Consider the following 17,520-nt stretch of genomic DNA (forward strand, 5'->3'; position numbering starts at 1 on the left):
TGGGAGCCAAATAATTTAGCTCCTCTTGGAATACTAATTACAGTTTACTCGAAAAGCGGTAACCTGCACCACGCACGGTTTGCACTAAGCGATCATGACCGAGCGGTGCGATAGCTTTTCGTAGGCGACGGATATGAACGTCTACTGTGCGGTCTTCAACGTACACGTTAGTACCCCATACGTGATCTAATAACTGTTCACGGCTATAAACTCGTTCAGGGTGTGTCATGAAGAAATGTAATAAACGAAACTCTGTCGGCCCCATATCCAATTCGGTGCCCGCAGATGTAACTCGGTGAGAGATTGGATCCAGACGTAATCCGTGCACCTCTATCGCTTCTTCCAGCGACGTAGGTGAAACTCGACGCATAACCGCTTTGATCCGAGCCATGAGCTCTTTAGGAGAGAAAGGTTTTGTCACATAATCGTCCGCACCAACCTCTAATCCTTTAACTTTGTCTTCCTCTTCACCTCTTGCCGTTAGCATGATGATTGGGATCTGACGGGTGTATTCACTTTGCTTAAACTTTTTAGCAATTTGAATACCACTACCTCCTGGCAGCATCCAATCTAGCAGCACCATATCGGGATAAGGTTCTACCATAGCAGCTACTGCTGAGTCATAGTCTTCAGCTTCAATTGCTTGAAAACCATTTTGCTCTAGTACGAACACCAACATTTCTCTGATAGGTGCTTCATCATCAACTACAAGTACTTTACGTGACATTCCCAATGTTCTCTCGTTACCGACGTTGTTGATGTCATTATTATGACTAACTGTGACATTTTTATGAAAGTGTAACGTGTAAACGCAAAACAAGCCAAAAAAAATCTCTTTTTTGGCTACACAGGGAATACCTTACTTATTTATAATCAACTGATTTTAAATATATTTTATGCTAAAACGTTTATCTTAAAATAGTGTTTTCGAAATATGGACTACGACCTCCGAGTCGCACTACAAAAGCTACGCTGCAATTCACCGCAAAATCAGTATGCTTTTTGTAAATAGGCATACGTCTTTGTAAATTAAAAGTCATATCTCAATGTGACCGCCATCGTGTTATGATCTTCGTTGTTATCCAATGAAAATTTTGAATACCAAAGATACATACGAGCTTGTTTACTCAAACTTTTTTCCACACCTACTGAAGCTGCATTGCCAGAGTCTTTCAGCTTACCGGCAGCCCCATCCGAGTCTTGATACTGGGCAAGTAAGGTATATGACTCAATCTGGTAAGCAGCGCTCACCATGAAACTATCTACTTCCTCATCGCTATCTATCGCTTCATTCTGTTGATACATACCACCGAGCTTAAAGTCCCCCAGCTTTCCTTGTACCGTCACGCGATTAATATCTTGCCCAGCGACTTTATTGTCATGGGCAACAGCAACATATACATTGGTTTTTTTGAGTTTGCTATCACCGTAACTTGCCGACAAAGATAGTCCATCTTCGCCGTTTTGCTTGCTGTTGTCTTCGGCAATGTAACTCACCGTAAATTGTAAATGATTAATAGCCGGAGTCGTATATTGCACAGTGTCACCAAGGCGATTTTCACCAACAAAGAACGAATTAATATCACCAGAAAAGTCATTCATTAAGTCCACTTTACCTTGCGACTTTTTCATCGGTGTATCATCACGGCCGATCAGGAGCTGACCATAACTCCCTTTAACCCCAAGATACTGAGAGCGAGCTGTAAGGTTATCACCTGACTTACCATCTTTGTCTTGATCTGTGATCTCGACTTGGAATTCATATTTATAAAAGACCTCAAGCCCGTCCTGCAGCTTTGTCGACCCCTTTAACCCCATACGAGAGTTATAGCTTTCAATTGAAGTATCGCTGTCACCATCTTTATCAGAATTTTGCACCCCGACATGAGCTCTACCGTATAGAGATACAGCTTCGTTTGCATAACTACAAACACTCACAGAGCAAAGGCTTAGGGCAACAAATGGTAGGTATTTCATTTTCATCTTTGATCACCTTGGATAGTATTTGGGCGCAGTACAACAAGGTTTGAGATGCTGAGGCCAGACAGAGAGGCCGTAGCGAACAGATCTCGTATTTTTAAAGTTAGACACTTTTAGCTGGAGATCAAGGAACGAACTTCGGGATCAGTATTTTATTAACTGATAGGGATCATCTATAATCAGGATCAGATTTTTACTAACAAGATCGACCCAGAGATCATTTTCTTACTAACTAATTGCAGCTCAATGTCGGATCGGGTTGGTATAAGAATGATCTAAGAGAGGCTAACTTATTGATCTGATGTTTTGAAATATGTCTACTTAGTCAAACAATGATCTTTGTTAGTAAAGATCTGATCCCTATTTACCTCGCTAGTAATACCAGTTGTATTAAGTAAATGATCTATCTTGAAGCGGGGAAATAGCTTTAGTAGCAAGGCAAAAATTTTGCTATTTAGTTGTTCTAAATGAGAAGTTTTTAACGAAGCTAATATGCTATTTCACCCTTCAAATTGATTAGAGAATTAATTCAATTGGTATAAAATGGCGATCTAAGTATATTTTCACCCAGTAAGCCCTAGGTTTCTAATCAAGGATCAAATACAAAAAAGCCTCTATTTCAGAGGCTTTTTGAAGTATCAAAGTGCAGTGCACAATTTTACTTAGTCAAATTTTGATCCGGTAAGTTATTTCACTTTAGGATCTAACTCACCTGTTAGATATCTCAAGTGCATATCATCAAGTGAAATTGGTTTGATCTTAGCAGCTTGGCCTGCTGTACCGAACGCTTCATAACGCGCAACACAGATCTCAGTCATTGCTTTCGTTGCTTCCGCTAAGAATTTGCGTGGATCGAAATTGCTTGGGTTTTGCGCAAGGTGGCGACGAATCGCACCTGTTGATGCTAAACGCAGATCGGTATCGATATTGACTTTACGAACACCGAATTTAATACCTTCAACAATTTGCTCAACCGGTACACCGTAAGTCTCAGGGATTTCGCCACCAAATTCATTGATGATTGCTAACCAGTCCTGCGGCACTGAAGACGAACCATGCATTACTAAGTGAGTATCAGGAATACGAGCGTGGATTTCTTTGATGCGGTTAATTGCTAAGATATCGCCCGTTGGTGGACGAGTAAACTTATAAGCACCGTGTGATGTACCACATGCAATAGCAAGCGCATCTACATTGGTTTTCTTGACGAAATCTGCTGCTTCTTCCGGATCTGTCAGTAGCTGATCTTCTGTTAATTTACCTTCAGCGCCAATACCGTCCTCTTCACCAGCTTCACCGGTTTCTAGAGAACCAAGCACACCTAGCTCACCCTCAACAGACACGCCACAGGCGTGCGCCATTTCAACAGTACGACGAGTAACGTCCACATTATACTCGTAGCTTGAAGGCGTTTTACCGTCTTCCATTAGAGAGCCGTCCATCATGACTGATGAGAAACCAAGTTGAATAGAGCGCTGACATACAGCAGGTGAAGTACCATGATCTTGGTGCATTACAACTGGAATATGAGGCCATTCTTCTACAGCCGCTAAAATCATGTGGCGAATAAATGGTGCACCAGCATATTTGCGTGCACCAGCAGAGCCTTGCACGATAACCGGACTATTTGTCTTGTCCGCAGCTTCCATGATCGCACGCATTTGCTCTTGGTTATTCACGTTAAATGCCGGAACGCCATAACCATGCTCAGCTGCATGATCGAGAAGTTGACGCATACTGATTAAAGCCATATTGCTTTTCTCCAATTGTTGATAGCCACCGCTATCGGTTTGAACGGATAATATGTTTACACCAGCCTACACTGATGAGGTTAACCACTTTATTTATTGGCTAACCGGACGCTACGCGTCGTCAAGCAAACATCAAGTATGTGAGAGAGTGATGTTTACCTGATATTAAGAGGCAGCTTAACGCTACCTCAATCAATTTTAGTCTCTAGCTCGCTGCTCAAGCATAGCGACCGCAGGAAGTGTTTTGCCTTCTAAGAATTCAAGGAAAGCACCACCACCTGTAGAAATATAAGAGATATCTTGCTCAACACCATACTTATCGATAGCAGCTAACGTATCGCCACCGCCAGCAATTGAGAATGCTGACGACTTAGCGATGGCATTGGCAATCGCTTCAGTACCATTACCAAATTGGTCAAATTCAAATACGCCCACAGGGCCATTCCAAACCACAGTGCCAGCACTCGCAATGATCTCTGCAAGTTGAGTTGCAGTATCAGGACCGATGTCGAAGATCATGTCTTCGTCTGAAACTTCGCTTACATCTTTAATCGTCGCAACTGCAGATTCTGAAAACTCATTACCTACAACCACATCAGTCGGAACAGGAATATCGCCGTCATTCGCTCTGGCAGCAGCCACTAGCTTGTTCGCTTCAGGGATCAAATCCGCTTCGTACAGCGACTTACCAACAGGGTTACCTGCTGCAGCAATGAAAGTATTAGCAATACCGCCACCAGTCACGAGTTGGTCAACAACCTTAGACAATGAATCAAGCACGGTTAGTTTAGTTGATACTTTAGAGCCGCCAACGATGGCCACCAAAGGACGAGCTGGGTTATCTAGTGCTTTACCAAGCGCGTCGAGTTCAGCTGCAAGCAATGGACCTGCACATGCCACCTCTGCGTACAAGCCAACACCATGTGTTGAAGCCTGTGCGCGGTGCGCAGTACCAAAGGCATCCATCACGTAGACATCACAAAGCGCTGCCAGTTTTTTCGCGAGTACTTCATCGTCTTTCTTCTCGCCAACGTTAAAACGCACGTTTTCGAATACGATAACTTCATTGTCTTGTACATCCACGCCGTCTAGATAGTCAGTCACTAAACGTACATCTTGAGATAACGCATCATTAAGATAATCCACAACCGGCTGCATGGAGTATTGTGCATCATATTCTCCCTCGGTTGGACGACCAAGGTGAGACATCACCATCACTTTAGCACCTTTTTCTAGCGCTAATTTGATACTAGGTAGTGCAGCACGGATCCGCGCGTCCGACGCGACTTTGCCATCTTTAATTGGCACATTTAGGTCTTCGCGGATCAACACACGCTTGCCGTTTAAATCTAAATCCGCCATCTTAATGACTGACATTGGACATCTCCTTAAAGAACGATACATTTTGTTATCTACAAGGCAGCAATCGTTTGCTACCTCGGTTTGAATTATTGTTTTAATTTTGTGCAGACAATTTGATTATAACAGCGTCTGAAACAAATGATTAGCCACGCATCATCACGCAAGCGGTATCAAGCATACGATTAGCAAAACCCCACTCGTTATCACACCAAACTAGCAGCTTAACTAAGCGCTTGTGACTCACTCGAGTTTGCGTACCATCGATAATACAAGAATGTGGATCGTGATTAAAATCAACCGACACTAGCGGCTCTTCAGTGTAGCTCAGTACCCCTTCTAAACGACCACCAGCGGCCTGTTTTAGAACCGAGTTTACCGCATCAATTGTGACATTTTCATTGAGCGTCACACTCAGATCCATCGCCGTAACATTGATTGTTGGCACCCGTACCGCGATCGCCTCAAAACGACCTTGGAACTTAGGTAAAATACGCTCAATACCGCGAGCAAGCTTAGTATCAACAGGGATGATGGATTGGCTTGCCGCGCGCGTGCGCCGTAAATCACTGTGATAAGCATCAATCACTTGTTGATCATGCATAGAAGCGTGAATAGTCGTAATAGCGCCAGACTCAACACCAAACTTATCGTCTAGCACTTTAATTACCGGAACAATACAGTTCGTTGTGCATGAGCCGTTAGACACAATTGTGTGCTCAGGTGACAGTATCTCTTCGTTGATACCAAAGATCACCGTCGCATCAACATCAGCATCCGCGGGATGTGAAAATAATACTTTCTTTGCCCCTGCCTGAATATGCGCAAGTGCGTGCTGACGAGAATGATAGACGCCTGTGCAATCAAGCACCACATCAACATCTAGCGCGCGCCAAGGCAGGTGACTTGGATCCGGCTCTGAAAATAACTGGATCTTATCCTCAGCTACTTCCAAAAAAGATTCTGTTAACGAAACTGGAAAAGCAAAACGCCCATGTGAGGTATCGTATTTTAGAAGATGCGCGATCCCTTTAGGATCCGCCAACTCATTGATGGCTACAATTTGTATTTCGTGGTGACGACCCGACTCATAGAGTGCTCTTACGATATTACGCCCTATTCGACCAAAGCCATTAATTGCAAGCTTGATTGTCATTAAATTGAAAATCCATGAAGTCGCAAGTACGAAAGTTCCCCTTCGTTTTGATGGCGCTATTGTAATCGACCTGAATGAAATGTGTAAGGGGCTAGGGAAATTTTTTAATGCTAATTGCATTTAATTAAATAAGCTAATTTAACGCGGGAAAATTTCTTGATAATCAGACAAAAAACTTCTACTTATTTGTTATAAATGGAAAAATTCTAACACCGCTCGCATGATAGTTAACTCTTCAAATTGATTGAGGAGTTAACTTAATTAGTAATACTCAAGTTAAATCCGCAATTTTACATTTACCGCCAGCACAAATGGCCTGAGATTGCGCCAACAGTAGCTCCGCTGTCGCTAAAGCATCGCTAAGCGCATCATGCAATTGATGAGGAGGTAAACCATAACGCATTCTACAAGCGTTTAGGGTTAATGCATCTTGCGCCAACGGATAGCCTTGCTTTAATACACGACGCTTGTCTATCTGCATAGTATCTAATAGCAAGGCAGGTCTTACATTTAGTTCAAAGCGCTGAAATGCTGCCTTAAGAAACGCCCAATCCATCTGTACATTATGACATACCAACACTTTACCGTGGAGCGCGCGCTGAAGCGCCAGCAACAAAGTTTGTAAGGATTCACCCTCAGCCAATCGACTACTACTAATACCGTGGAAAACTGGACTTTGTGCAAGCGATTGCACCTCACTGTTCAAATGATACTGCGCATCTTTCACTCGGATCCGCATATTTTTAATCGGCAACCAACCAGCCGACACAATTTCATGGCGCTTAGGATCAAGCCCGGTGAGCTCAAGATCTAGCACCACTAACTCGGCTTGCGCAAACGGCAGATGTTTATAGCGCCACTTAGCAATAGAGTGAGAAAACCAATTCATTGCTTATAAACTCCCTCGAGCAAACTTAAACGCACTCGCCTGCTGTGCTTGTTTTACTAAATAAAATGCTTCTTTGAGTTGATGCCGTTCTAGAGAAGAGAGGTTTTCTGGGTTAATACAATTTCCTGGTAATCCTTCACGGTTGATTTGAGTCTTTAGCCGCAATTGTGTTAAGAACCGCCAACAGTCTTTTAAATTGTCGATATCCGACTTAGCAAGTAATGGGCTTTTAGTCAGTGTCTCTAGGCGCTCTAATGTGTTAGCCCTTGCAACCCCAACCTTTAGCGCATACAACCTAACCACATCGTTGATAATAGCAACCCCACGTTTTTTAAGATCTAAATACTTATGTTTGCTCTTGTCTTTTTCCAGTTTAAATTGTTGAAAGATCCCGATCGGTACCGAATTTGCGTTGATGTCTGTCGCCATTGCCGCATAAAACAGCTCGTTTCGACTGATCTGATCCAAAGATTGGCGAAGGGTCGCATAGAGATCGCTGGCGCCATCAATAAAACGCATATCAAAGTAGATCTTGCAATTAAGCATCGCTTTTGGCGTAGGAGACAAGATCCAATTGCTAAATTTGGCGGTCCACTGGGCAACTGTGCCACGGCAATCTATATTACTAGCCATGATATTTCCCGGGCAAGATTGAATACCGCACTCGTTGAGTTGCTCACAGACAAACGCGCCTAAAGCAGCAAAGTAACTGCGATCGTTTTCGCTGATATTGTCTGGTAGCAATAAACCATTGTCCTGATCTGAATGTAAGGTCTGCTCTTCCCGTGCCTGAGAGCCAAAACAGATCCACGCAAAGCGGCAAGGCGCGGCGCCATGTTGCTGTTGATATAAATAGATTAATCTTGATGTTAGTGCATCAGTGAGGCCGCTTAGTAGTTTGCCAATCAATGAAATATCTTCGATATGATAGGAAAATTGGCGTAATAGATCCGGGATCTCCTGAGCACAGCTTTTGATAGCCAAAAGGTTTTGTGCTTTGTAGATCCTGCCGATAAGCTGCACTGGATCACTTTTTTGCTGTCTCAGCAGATCGGTGCTGGTCAGCATGCCCAGTGGTTTATATGCTTCATTTAACACAGGCAAATGATGAATATTGTGCTTAAGCATTAAATGCAGGGCCGAAAACACACGGTTGTTTTCAAAAATATGTTTTGGCTTTTCCGTCATGATCTCAGCAAGTGGAGCACTGGGATCTTTGTCTTGCGCTAGAACTCGATTGCGCAGATCTCTATCCGTCACAACACCAACCAAGCGCGCTTGCTCCGTGACCATAATTGATGAAACACGATGCTGGCTCATCAATTTGGCAGCGTCACGAATACTCGCTGTTGGCGCGATAGTAACCGCATCTTTAGTCATTAGTTCAGATATTTTCCGCTCTGACCAAGTTTCGCTCTGCTGTTTATAACGAGAAGAAAGTAGTCGGTTAGCATGTGCTCTAACAAAGTATTGTTCAAACGATTTGTATTCTCGACGTAAAAAGTCAAAGTTCTGCTCATTGAGAATATAGACCAAACCATCTTTTTGAACTTCGATGCGATTTTGAATGGCATCACCAGTTAATAAAGAAGGATAACCAAAGTAGTCTCCCTCACTCATACGACCAATGACTTCGTCTTTAGCTGAGATCAGATCAACCACACCAGAGCGCAGCAAATATAGATTTGGCTTGCCATCTTGAAGCCAATCTTGTTGATTCGTCTGACTAAGATAAATAATTTCGATGTGTTTAGAAAAGTAGTTGGCAGCCGCTTCGGGCAATTCAGAAAACGGGGCTTGTTTATAAACAAATTGAAAGACATCTTGAATTTCTGGCGTCATACCTAACTGTCCTTTTAATCGTCTACAATTTTGCACTATCAAAAACAAATTTGCCCAGCACGCTGGCTGGGCAAATTCGATTAGCATTGCTTAGTGTGCGTGAGCAGCGCTAGATCCTTTCGGATTACGGATCCCATCAACCATCACTTTGACTTCTTCAGGTGTATCCGCAGTCACCTTCATAACCAGTGCAGCTACAACGAAGTTCACTAGCATACCTACAATACCGATCCCCTCAGGAGAAATCCCAAACAACCAGTTTGCAGGGGCATTTAGCTCAGGGCTGACAAACTTAAAGTAAATAATATAAGCCGCAGTGAAACCTATACCCGTTACCATGCCGGCAATCGCACCTTCTTTATTCATGCGCTTAGAGAATATCCCCATGATAATTGCAGGGAAGAAACTCGCCGCAGCCAATCCGAAGGCAAATGCAACTACCGATGCAACAAACCCTGGCGGGTTTATGCCAAAATATGCTGAGATCCCAATCGCTACCATCGCAGCTAAACGCGCAGCCAGCAATTCTTGTTTATCATTGATATCCGGCTTAATGGTACGCTTCAGCAAGTCATGTGATACCGATGTTGAAATAACCAATAGCAAGCCAGCGGTTGTCGATAGCGCCGCAGCAATACCACCTGCAGCGACCAATGCAATCACCCATGCAGGTAGATTCGCAATTTCTGGATTTGCTAATACCATAATATCGCGGTCGATCTTCACCTCGTTTGCACTTGCTGGATCATCAATCTTGCCCGCAGAGTACTGCATTTTGCCATCACCATTCTTATCGTTGAACACGATTAGGCCTGTTCTTTCCCAGTTTTTCACCCACTGTGGTGCTTTTTCATAAACCGTACCACTACCATCTTTACCGTTAATCGTGTCGATCATATTCACACGAGCGAACGATGCAACAGCCGGTGCTGTTGTATACACGATAGCGATAAATACTAAAGTCCAAGCGGCTGAAATACGTGTGTCTTTTACTCTAGGAACGGTAAAGAAGCGAACGATTACATGTGGTAGGCCAGCAGTACCAACCATAAGTGCAGCGGTAATCGCAAACACATCAACCATACTCTTAGAGCCTTCGGTGTACTGCGCAAAACCGAGCTCGGTACTAAGTCCATCTAGCTTGTCGAGTAGATAAGTGCCCGAACCATCAGCCAACGTTGCGCCAAAACCGGTTTGTGGTAGCAAATGGCCTGTCATCATCAGTGAAATGAAAATAGCAGGAACTAAATAAGCAAAGACAAGTACACAATATTGAGCGACCTGCGTATAAGTGATCCCCTTCATACCGCCAAGTACCGCGTAGAAGAATACAATCACCATTCCGATGTAAACGCCCGTTTCGATATCCACTTCGAGGAAACGAGAAAACACCACACCAACACCACGCATTTGACCAGCAATATAGGTAAAACAGATGAAGATAGCACACAAAATCGCAACCACACGTGCAACCTGAGAATAGTAACGATCACCGATAAAATCAGGTACCGTGAACTTACCAAATTTACGCAAATAAGGTGCTAAACACAGAGCAAGTAATACATAACCGCCAGTCCACCCCATAAGGTAAACACCGCCGTCGTAACCAGCGAAGGAAATAATCCCCGCCATTGAAATAAAGGACGCTGCACTCATCCAATCTGCAGCAGTTGCCATACCGTTTGCAACAGGAGGTACGCCGCCGCCAGCAACATAGAATTCATTCGTGGACCCAGCTCTCGCCCAGATAGCGATACCGATATAGAGCGCAAAACTAAGGCCGACGATAATAAAAGTTAAAATTTGAACATCCATCGATTAGCCCCTCACTCGTCCACGCCGTATTTTTTGTCTAATGCATTCATTTTTGAAACGTAGACAAAAATTAACGCAACAAAAGTATAAATTGCGCCTTGCTGAGAAAACCAAAATCCGAGTTTAAATCCAAAAAAACGAACTTCGTTGAGCACATCAACTAACAGAATGCCAAATCCAAATGAGACGACAAACCAAATAGCGAGTAGCTTAAACATCAAGGCGAGATTTTCTGACCAATATGCTTTCGCTTGTTCTTCACTTTTAAAAGCCATTTTAAATCTCCTATCACCCGCTCCAACATAGAGCAAGTTGTGTTAATAGACCTTAATGAGAGTAGCAACGGCTTGGTAAGTTGAAATTGAGACCTTAGTCGTAACGGCAAGTTAACGTTTACGTAAACTGCAGGTGTATAGTATTCATAAGAATTAAAAAGTCTTTACAAACAAAAGGATAAGTCAAAGCAGGTTGGATGAAGATGTATTTTCAATGAGTAGATACGACAGTAAGACATTAGTCTAACTTGAATGGTGAATGAACGCCCTTACTTACCAAATAAAAACCTAACACTTTGATTGTTAATAAGATTAAAAGCTCAAATAAAATTATACAGTAAACTAGACTATGGGTGCCATTTGTTTGCTAAAGTATGACGGTATAAACAACAAAAACTATAACAAACACTATGACTGCCATTTTACTCCTCGTTGCCGCTGCTTATATTGGTGTACTTTTTTGGCTCGCCAACTGGGGAGATAAAACGACCCCCCGCGCACTCAAAATTAGTCATCATCCGTTTGTTTATGCTTTTTCCTTGGGGATTTATTGTACTTCTTGGACTTACTACGGTTCGGTAGGTACTGCGGCCACCAGTAGCTGGCATTACTTCCCCATTCTTTTAGGCCCCATTTTACTGTTTTTGTTCGGTCAGGGGTTTTTACGTAAACTCATATTGGTCAGTAAAAAGCAGAATATCACCACCATTGCTGACTTCATTTCAGCACGATACGGTAAACGCCAAACTACGGCCGTCATGGTAACGATGATAGCCCTATTGGCTACCATTCCGTATATTGCACTTCAGCTCAAAGCCTTGAGTAGTAGCTTCTTGTTATTACAGCAGGACGAGCAAGTGTCTGGCACTGCGCTCGCATTAGCTGGCACTTTAATCATGGCATTATTTGCGATTTTCTTTGGCACAAGAAAGGTGGATGTGACTGAGTATCGCTCAGGGTTGATGTTGGCTGTTGCTTTTGAGTCTATCGTTAAACTGCTCGCGCTCGGTATTGTAGCCGTGCTTGCATGGCAATCCTTAACTCAGGTTCCCGACTCATTTGAAGCATTGAGCGAACATTGGCAATCCTTTGACTTCTTTAACTTCAATTTTGTTGGACAAACGCTCATGGCAGCGGCTGCCATCGTCTGTTTGCCACGACAATTTCACGTTGTGGTGGTAGATAACCACAACACTTCACACTTAAAAACCGCACGCTGGGCATTTACACTTTACCTGTTATTGATAGCGGCCATGATCATCCCGATCGCTACCGCCGCTATCCATCCCGACATTGGCTATGGTGCCGCACCAGATAGTTTCGTACTCGCTTTACCTATTATGATGGAGCATCCAATCCTCGCTACATTTGTATTTATCGGCGGTTTATCAGCGGCAACGGCCATGATAGTCGTTGCAACACTGACACTCAGTACAATGTTATCAAACGATGTAGTATTGCCTTTGTTGTTCAAGCGTAAATTTAAAAAGAACATTCTAAACAGCAGTTTTAAGAGTCAAATACTCTTAGTTCGGCGCTTTGTTATCGCCGCAATCTTATTACTTTCATATATGTACCAACAATGGTTTGGCCATGGTGAGGCACTCGCGAATATGGGATTAGTCGCCTTCTCATTAGTTACTCAGCTACTGCCTGCGATTGTCGGTGGGCTTTATTGGCGCAAAGGCCATGCGTATGGTGTATATGCCGGACTCATCGCGGGCTTTATCTGTTGGATGCTATTTCTTATGTTTCCAATTTTGGAAGCCGGTGGATTACTTGATTATGAAATGCGTCAGACCCTTATCACCCGAGGAACTTTACTTGCACTGCTCGCTAACATTAGCTGCTATATTAGCTTCTCTATCGGTGCACAGGAGCGCCTAATCGACCGTATTCAGGCTGCAGCATTCGTAAACCCTAAAGATCAGGCTGCACTATCTAAACGCTTGAATAAACAAGTTCGTGCTACCGTGTATGACTTTAAAGTGTTGCTACAAACCTTCTTGGGGGTTCAGCGCAGTCAGCAATTGCTTGGGCACTATGCTCAAAATAATATTTTAGAAGATAATGACGCGTACCCAGCTCCTGAATTTATCTCATTCTGTGAGCGTGCACTCACGGGAGTGCTCGGAGCTTCATCAGCCCAAGCTCTGATCCGTACCGTATCCTCTGGTCGCCAAATGGCATTTGAAGAGGTAGTTAACTTTTTTGATGAAACCACACAAGCACTGCAGTTCAACCAAAACCTACTTTATACCTCATTAGAAAATTTAAGCCATGGAATTTCGGTTGTTGATAAAGATCTAAAACTTGTTGCATGGAACAGGCGTTATCACGAGATGTTCGCCTACCCAGACGGTTTCTTAGAAGTTGGACAACCGATAGAGGAAGTGATCCGCTTTAACGCCGAACGCGGTGAATGCGGGCCTGGTGAAATTGATAAACACGTCGATAAACGAGTTCAACATCTGAAAAATGGTACTCCTCACCACTTTATTCGCCACCGTCGTGATGGCCAAGTATTTGAGATGACGGGAAACCCGCTGCCTGAAGGCGGATTTGTGACGAGTTTTTCAGATATTACCACACATATTGCGACGCAAAACGCACTGGAAGAAATCAATATGGATCTAGAGAACCGTATTGAGGCCAGAACCCAAGAGATCCGCACCATTAACATGGATCTTAAAGCGGAAATAGCCAATCGTCACGAAACAGAGCAGGCACTAATGGCCGCTAAAAAAGAAGCAGAACAAGCAAATGAGAGTAAAACCCGCTTCTTAGCGCTTGCCAGTCATGATATTTTGCAACCACTCAATGCCGCACGTCTGTACCTAGCAGCGATTGATAGCAACAATTTAATAAGTAAAGATCAGGGTAACTTTGAAAAACTCACCGATAGCCTAGACTCTACTGTACACCTGATGAGTGCGCTTTTGGATATTGCAAAACTTGAGCAAGGTGCAATGAAGCCCACTCCTAGGCACTTCAACATTGACGATATCTTACTACCACTGGCAAATGAGTATGCCATCATTTCAAAAGAGAAAGGTCTCGAACTTAAGGTGAGAAGCTCCCACAGCATTGTACACAGCGACACCACTTACCTGCGCCGGATCATTCAAAATCTGGTTTCCAATGCCGTTAAATATACCGACAGTGGCAAAGTGCTTATCGCCTGTCGACGCCGTAAACATAGTTTGAGGCTTGAAGTATGGGATACCGGCCCTGGTATTTCAAACCATGAGCAAAATAAGATCTTTAACGATTTTTATCGTATTCAAGCTGGCGATAATAAAGGTATTGGACTTGGGCTTGGTGTTGTGAAACGCCTATGCGATCTATTATCCATCACGATTTCAGTGAACTCGGTTGTCAATCAAGGCAGCCGCTTTGCCATAGATATACCCTATGGCAATGTGGATTTACTCCAAGTAAAAGAAGATATTAGCCAAAAGCCGCAAAACAAAACTCAACTTAATGTCATCGCGGTTGATGACGACCCGAAAAATTTAGAAGCCATGGCGAGCCTGCTAGATAAATGGCATTGCCACTACCAGCTGTTTTATAAGGTAGAGGACGCACTTGCTTACGCAAAACATAACTCCGCACCAGATGTTATTTTAATGGATTATCAACTTAACGATAACTGTGACGGGATCTCTTTGATCAAATCGCTACGCACCGCGTGGCAAGATACGATTCCAGCTATTTTAATTACCGCTGTGAGGGATGAAGAAGTAAAAGTCGCCGCTAAAAGTGAGCAGATCCATTACCTGTCTAAGCCAGTAAAGCCAGCGAAACTCAAGGCTCTGCTCAACCATGGGCGGTGAGCGCACAGACAGTTGCTGAATACCATAGCAATTGCAAAGTTTTTTGTCAGTAAGCGTTTATCTCACTGCCAATTCGCAGTATTCTGAAAGTTCGTTTAGATGAATTGGAATGAGGAAATGAGTTACGTACTAACGACAGAGTGTAAAGATGATATAGGACTGATCGCGAAGATAACAAGCCTTTGTCATGAGCACGACCTAAACATCACGCGCAATAATGAGTTTGTAGATAAAGAAGGACAGCGTTTCTTTATGCGTACAGAGCTCACAGGCACACCCAGTGATAACTTTCTAGCACAACTTCGTCAGTCATTACCAACTGGTGCCAAGTTAAACCTATACGGGCAAGAGCGAACAAAAGTGGTGCTACTTGCGACGAAGGAAGCACACTGCTTAGGCGGTGTGTTGCTTAAACAATATGAACAAGCATTCAATATTGAAGTGCAAGCAGTTATCGCAAACTATGATACGTTGGAACCCCTTGTTAAAGGTTTTGGTATTCCTTTTCATCTGGTATCACATGAAGGGTTGAGTAGAGCTGAGCATGACAGTGCAATGGCTGATTTAATCGAACAATATGATCCCGATATTGTTGGCTTGGCAAAGTATATGCGGATCTTAACACCGGAATTTGTCTCGCGCTTTGACGGGAAAATTATTAATATCCATCACTCATTCTTGCCCGCCTTTATCGGTGCAAAACCCTACCATCAGGCATTTGAGCGTGGTGTGAAAATTATTGGTGCTACCGCTCACTTTGTTAATGATGAATTAGATGAAGGACCTATTATTGCCCAAAATGTCACACAAGTTAGCCATGCTCAAAATGCTGAAGAAATGGCAAGAATCGGTAGAGACATTGAAAAAACAGTATTTTGTAACGCGTTGCAATTAGCCTGCGAGCATAAGCTTTTCATTAACGGCAATAAAACTGTCGTCTTTTCATAATCAGGATTAGAAACGCTGTTTAGCAGCATGGGAATTAAGCGCATGGATGCGTGAAGAAATTATACCAACTAGCTTAGTTAACTCCAGCTTGGGATAAGAATTTAAAAACAAGTGAACTATAAGCCTGTTCCAAGATCAGATCTTTCGACCAAAAAAGAAAGTGAGCTATTAAGGAACAGGCACGAATAAGTTAGTTGAGTGGTTTAGCGATACCGATGATTTTACGAGGTTTTCTAAATTCCAAACAAAAAAAACCATCGCATTGCTGCAACGGGTTTGACGTACATGGATGTACTAATGTCGATTAGAACCATGGATGAATGCTGTTAATCGACCTTTAATAAGGCCCTGGCTCGCTACGAACTAGGATGTTTAATTCTTTTTGTTTGAGAAGCCCAACAGCTCGGCGGGTAAACCACCTCCGACCACGCTGCTCAGTGCAGGTGCTGTGGTGGGAGCGAGCTTGCCTCGCGATGTGTTGATTGCTTGTGATATGTTTTCAAATCCCACATAGCAAAAAACCCGTCGCATTGCTGCAACGGGTTTCTCTAATAAGGCCCTGACGATGTTCTACTTTCACATGGGAAGCCCACACTATCATCGACGCTGTTTTGTTTCACTTCTGAGTTCGGCATGGGGTCAGGTGGTTCCAAAACGCTATGGTCATCAGGAAATCTGGGTGCAAATGTCTAATGACATCGTGCCTCGCACGAGCATTCCATTTGCGCAAGGTGAACCGATTTCGCGATACCGCTGAGGTTGGTCACCTTGTTTAATTCTTAAATCTGGAAAAAGCTATTAAATTCTTCTGTCTACTTCAGTCTATTAACTTCTGTCGCTTATAAACCACTTTGGCGTTGTATGGTTAAGCCTCTCGGGTAATTAGTACGAGTTAGCTTAATGCCTCACAGCACTTCCACATCTCGCCTATCAACGTTGTAGTCTTCAACGGCCCTTCAGTTGACTCTAAGTCAAAGTGAGAACTCATCTCGAGGCCTGCTTCCCGCTTAGATGCTTTCAGCGGTTATCAGTTCCGAACGTAGCTACCGGGCAATGCAATTGGCATCACAACCCGAACACCAGCGGTTCGTCCACTCCGGTCCTCTCGTACTAGGAGCAGCCCCTCTCAATTCTCAAACGCCCACGGCAGATAGGGACCGAACTGTCTCACGACGTTCTAAACCCAGCTCGCGTACCACTTTAAATGGCGAACAGCCATACCCTTGGGACCGACTTCAGCCCCAGGATGTGATGAGCCGACATCGAGGTGCCAAACACCGCCGTCGATATGAACTCTTGGGCGGTATCAGCCTGTTATCCCCGGAGTACCTTTTATCCGTTGAGCGATGGCCCTTCCATTCAGAACCACCGGATCACTATGACCTACTTTCGTACCTGCTCGACGTGTCTGTCTCGCAGTTAAGCTTGCTTCTACCATTACACTAACCGTACGATGTCCGACCGTACTTAGCAAACCTTCGTGCTCCTCCGTTACTCTTTGGGAGGAGACCGCCCCAGTCAAACTACCCACCAGGCACTGTCCTCAACCCCGGTTCAGGGGCCTAAGTTAGAACATCAACACTACAAGGGTGGTATTTCAAGGTCGGCTCCACAGAAACTAGCGTTCCTGCTTCAAAGCCTCCCACCTATCCTACACATGTAGGGTCAA

Annotated in this window: 11 protein-coding genes and 2 rRNA genes (1 of these 13 running past the window's edge); 2 read left to right on the forward strand and 11 right to left on the reverse strand. The window is 43.7% G+C overall.

All coding sequences use genetic code 11. The features are described 5' to 3' along the window. Nucleotides 1-37: 37 nt before the first annotated feature. From phoB to CWC29_RS13485, 9 genes are all read right to left on the reverse strand, one after another. Nucleotides 38-727, reverse strand: coding sequence for a phosphate regulon transcriptional regulator PhoB (gene phoB, locus CWC29_RS13445; protein WP_010378755.1), 690 nt, complete (start codon nucleotides 725-727; stop codon nucleotides 38-40). A 302-nt stretch (nucleotides 728-1,029) separates the two neighbouring features. After that, on the reverse strand, nucleotides 1,030-1,983 hold the full coding sequence (locus tag CWC29_RS13450; protein WP_128725337.1) for a porin: 954 nt from the start codon (nucleotides 1,981-1,983) through the stop codon (nucleotides 1,030-1,032). Nucleotides 1,984-2,666: 683 nt separating this feature from the next. Further along, the gene (gene fba, locus CWC29_RS13455) at nucleotides 2,667-3,731 is read right to left on the reverse strand and encodes a class II fructose-bisphosphate aldolase (protein ID WP_010607559.1); all 1,065 of its coding nucleotides are present in this window, start codon (nucleotides 3,729-3,731) and stop codon (nucleotides 2,667-2,669) included. 198 nt (nucleotides 3,732-3,929) lie between these two features. Beyond that, the gene (locus CWC29_RS13460; RefSeq protein ID WP_010378747.1) at nucleotides 3,930-5,108 is read right to left on the reverse strand and encodes a phosphoglycerate kinase; all 1,179 of its coding nucleotides are present in this window, start codon (nucleotides 5,106-5,108) and stop codon (nucleotides 3,930-3,932) included. A gap of 127 nt (nucleotides 5,109-5,235) precedes the next feature. Then, nucleotides 5,236-6,246: an erythrose-4-phosphate dehydrogenase gene (epd, locus tag CWC29_RS13465; RefSeq protein WP_017216577.1), complete on the reverse strand. Its 1,011-nt coding sequence runs from the start codon at nucleotides 6,244-6,246 to the stop codon at nucleotides 5,236-5,238. A 271-nt stretch (nucleotides 6,247-6,517) separates the two neighbouring features. Next, nucleotides 6,518-7,135: a 3'-5' exonuclease gene (locus CWC29_RS13470; protein ID WP_138524236.1), complete on the reverse strand. Its 618-nt coding sequence runs from the start codon at nucleotides 7,133-7,135 to the stop codon at nucleotides 6,518-6,520. Between the two features lie 3 nt (nucleotides 7,136-7,138). Further along, on the reverse strand, nucleotides 7,139-8,977 hold the full coding sequence (locus tag CWC29_RS13475; RefSeq protein ID WP_128725340.1) for a DUF294 nucleotidyltransferase-like domain-containing protein: 1,839 nt from the start codon (nucleotides 8,975-8,977) through the stop codon (nucleotides 7,139-7,141). 90 nt (nucleotides 8,978-9,067) lie between these two features. Beyond that, a complete protein-coding gene (locus tag CWC29_RS13480) occupies nucleotides 9,068-10,792 on the reverse strand; it encodes a sodium:solute symporter family protein (protein WP_138524234.1) in 1,725 nt (574 codons plus the stop codon). Nucleotides 10,793-10,803: 11 nt separating this feature from the next. Beyond that, the gene (locus tag CWC29_RS13485) at nucleotides 10,804-11,067 is read right to left on the reverse strand and encodes a DUF4212 domain-containing protein (RefSeq protein WP_010607553.1); all 264 of its coding nucleotides are present in this window, start codon (nucleotides 11,065-11,067) and stop codon (nucleotides 10,804-10,806) included. Between the two features lie 410 nt (nucleotides 11,068-11,477). Between CWC29_RS13485 and CWC29_RS13490 the strand changes: the two genes are divergently transcribed. Next, a complete protein-coding gene (locus CWC29_RS13490; RefSeq protein WP_128725341.1) occupies nucleotides 11,478-14,903 on the forward strand; it encodes a PAS domain-containing hybrid sensor histidine kinase/response regulator in 3,426 nt (1,141 codons plus the stop codon). Between the two features lie 117 nt (nucleotides 14,904-15,020). Then, nucleotides 15,021-15,851, forward strand: a complete 831-nt coding sequence (gene purU, locus CWC29_RS13495) for a formyltetrahydrofolate deformylase (RefSeq protein WP_128725342.1) — start codon at nucleotides 15,021-15,023, stop codon at nucleotides 15,849-15,851. Between the two features lie 557 nt (nucleotides 15,852-16,408). Here the strand turns inward: purU and rrf are convergent. Next, a 5S ribosomal RNA gene (gene rrf, locus CWC29_RS13500) occupies nucleotides 16,409-16,522 on the reverse strand. Nucleotides 16,523-16,712: 190 nt separating this feature from the next. Further along, a 23S ribosomal RNA gene (locus CWC29_RS13505) occupies nucleotides 16,713-17,520 on the reverse strand; it runs 2,077 nt beyond the window's last position.

The sequence above is a fragment of the Pseudoalteromonas galatheae genome (assembly GCF_005886105.2).
Taxonomy (GTDB): domain Bacteria; phylum Pseudomonadota; class Gammaproteobacteria; order Enterobacterales; family Alteromonadaceae; genus Pseudoalteromonas; species Pseudoalteromonas galatheae.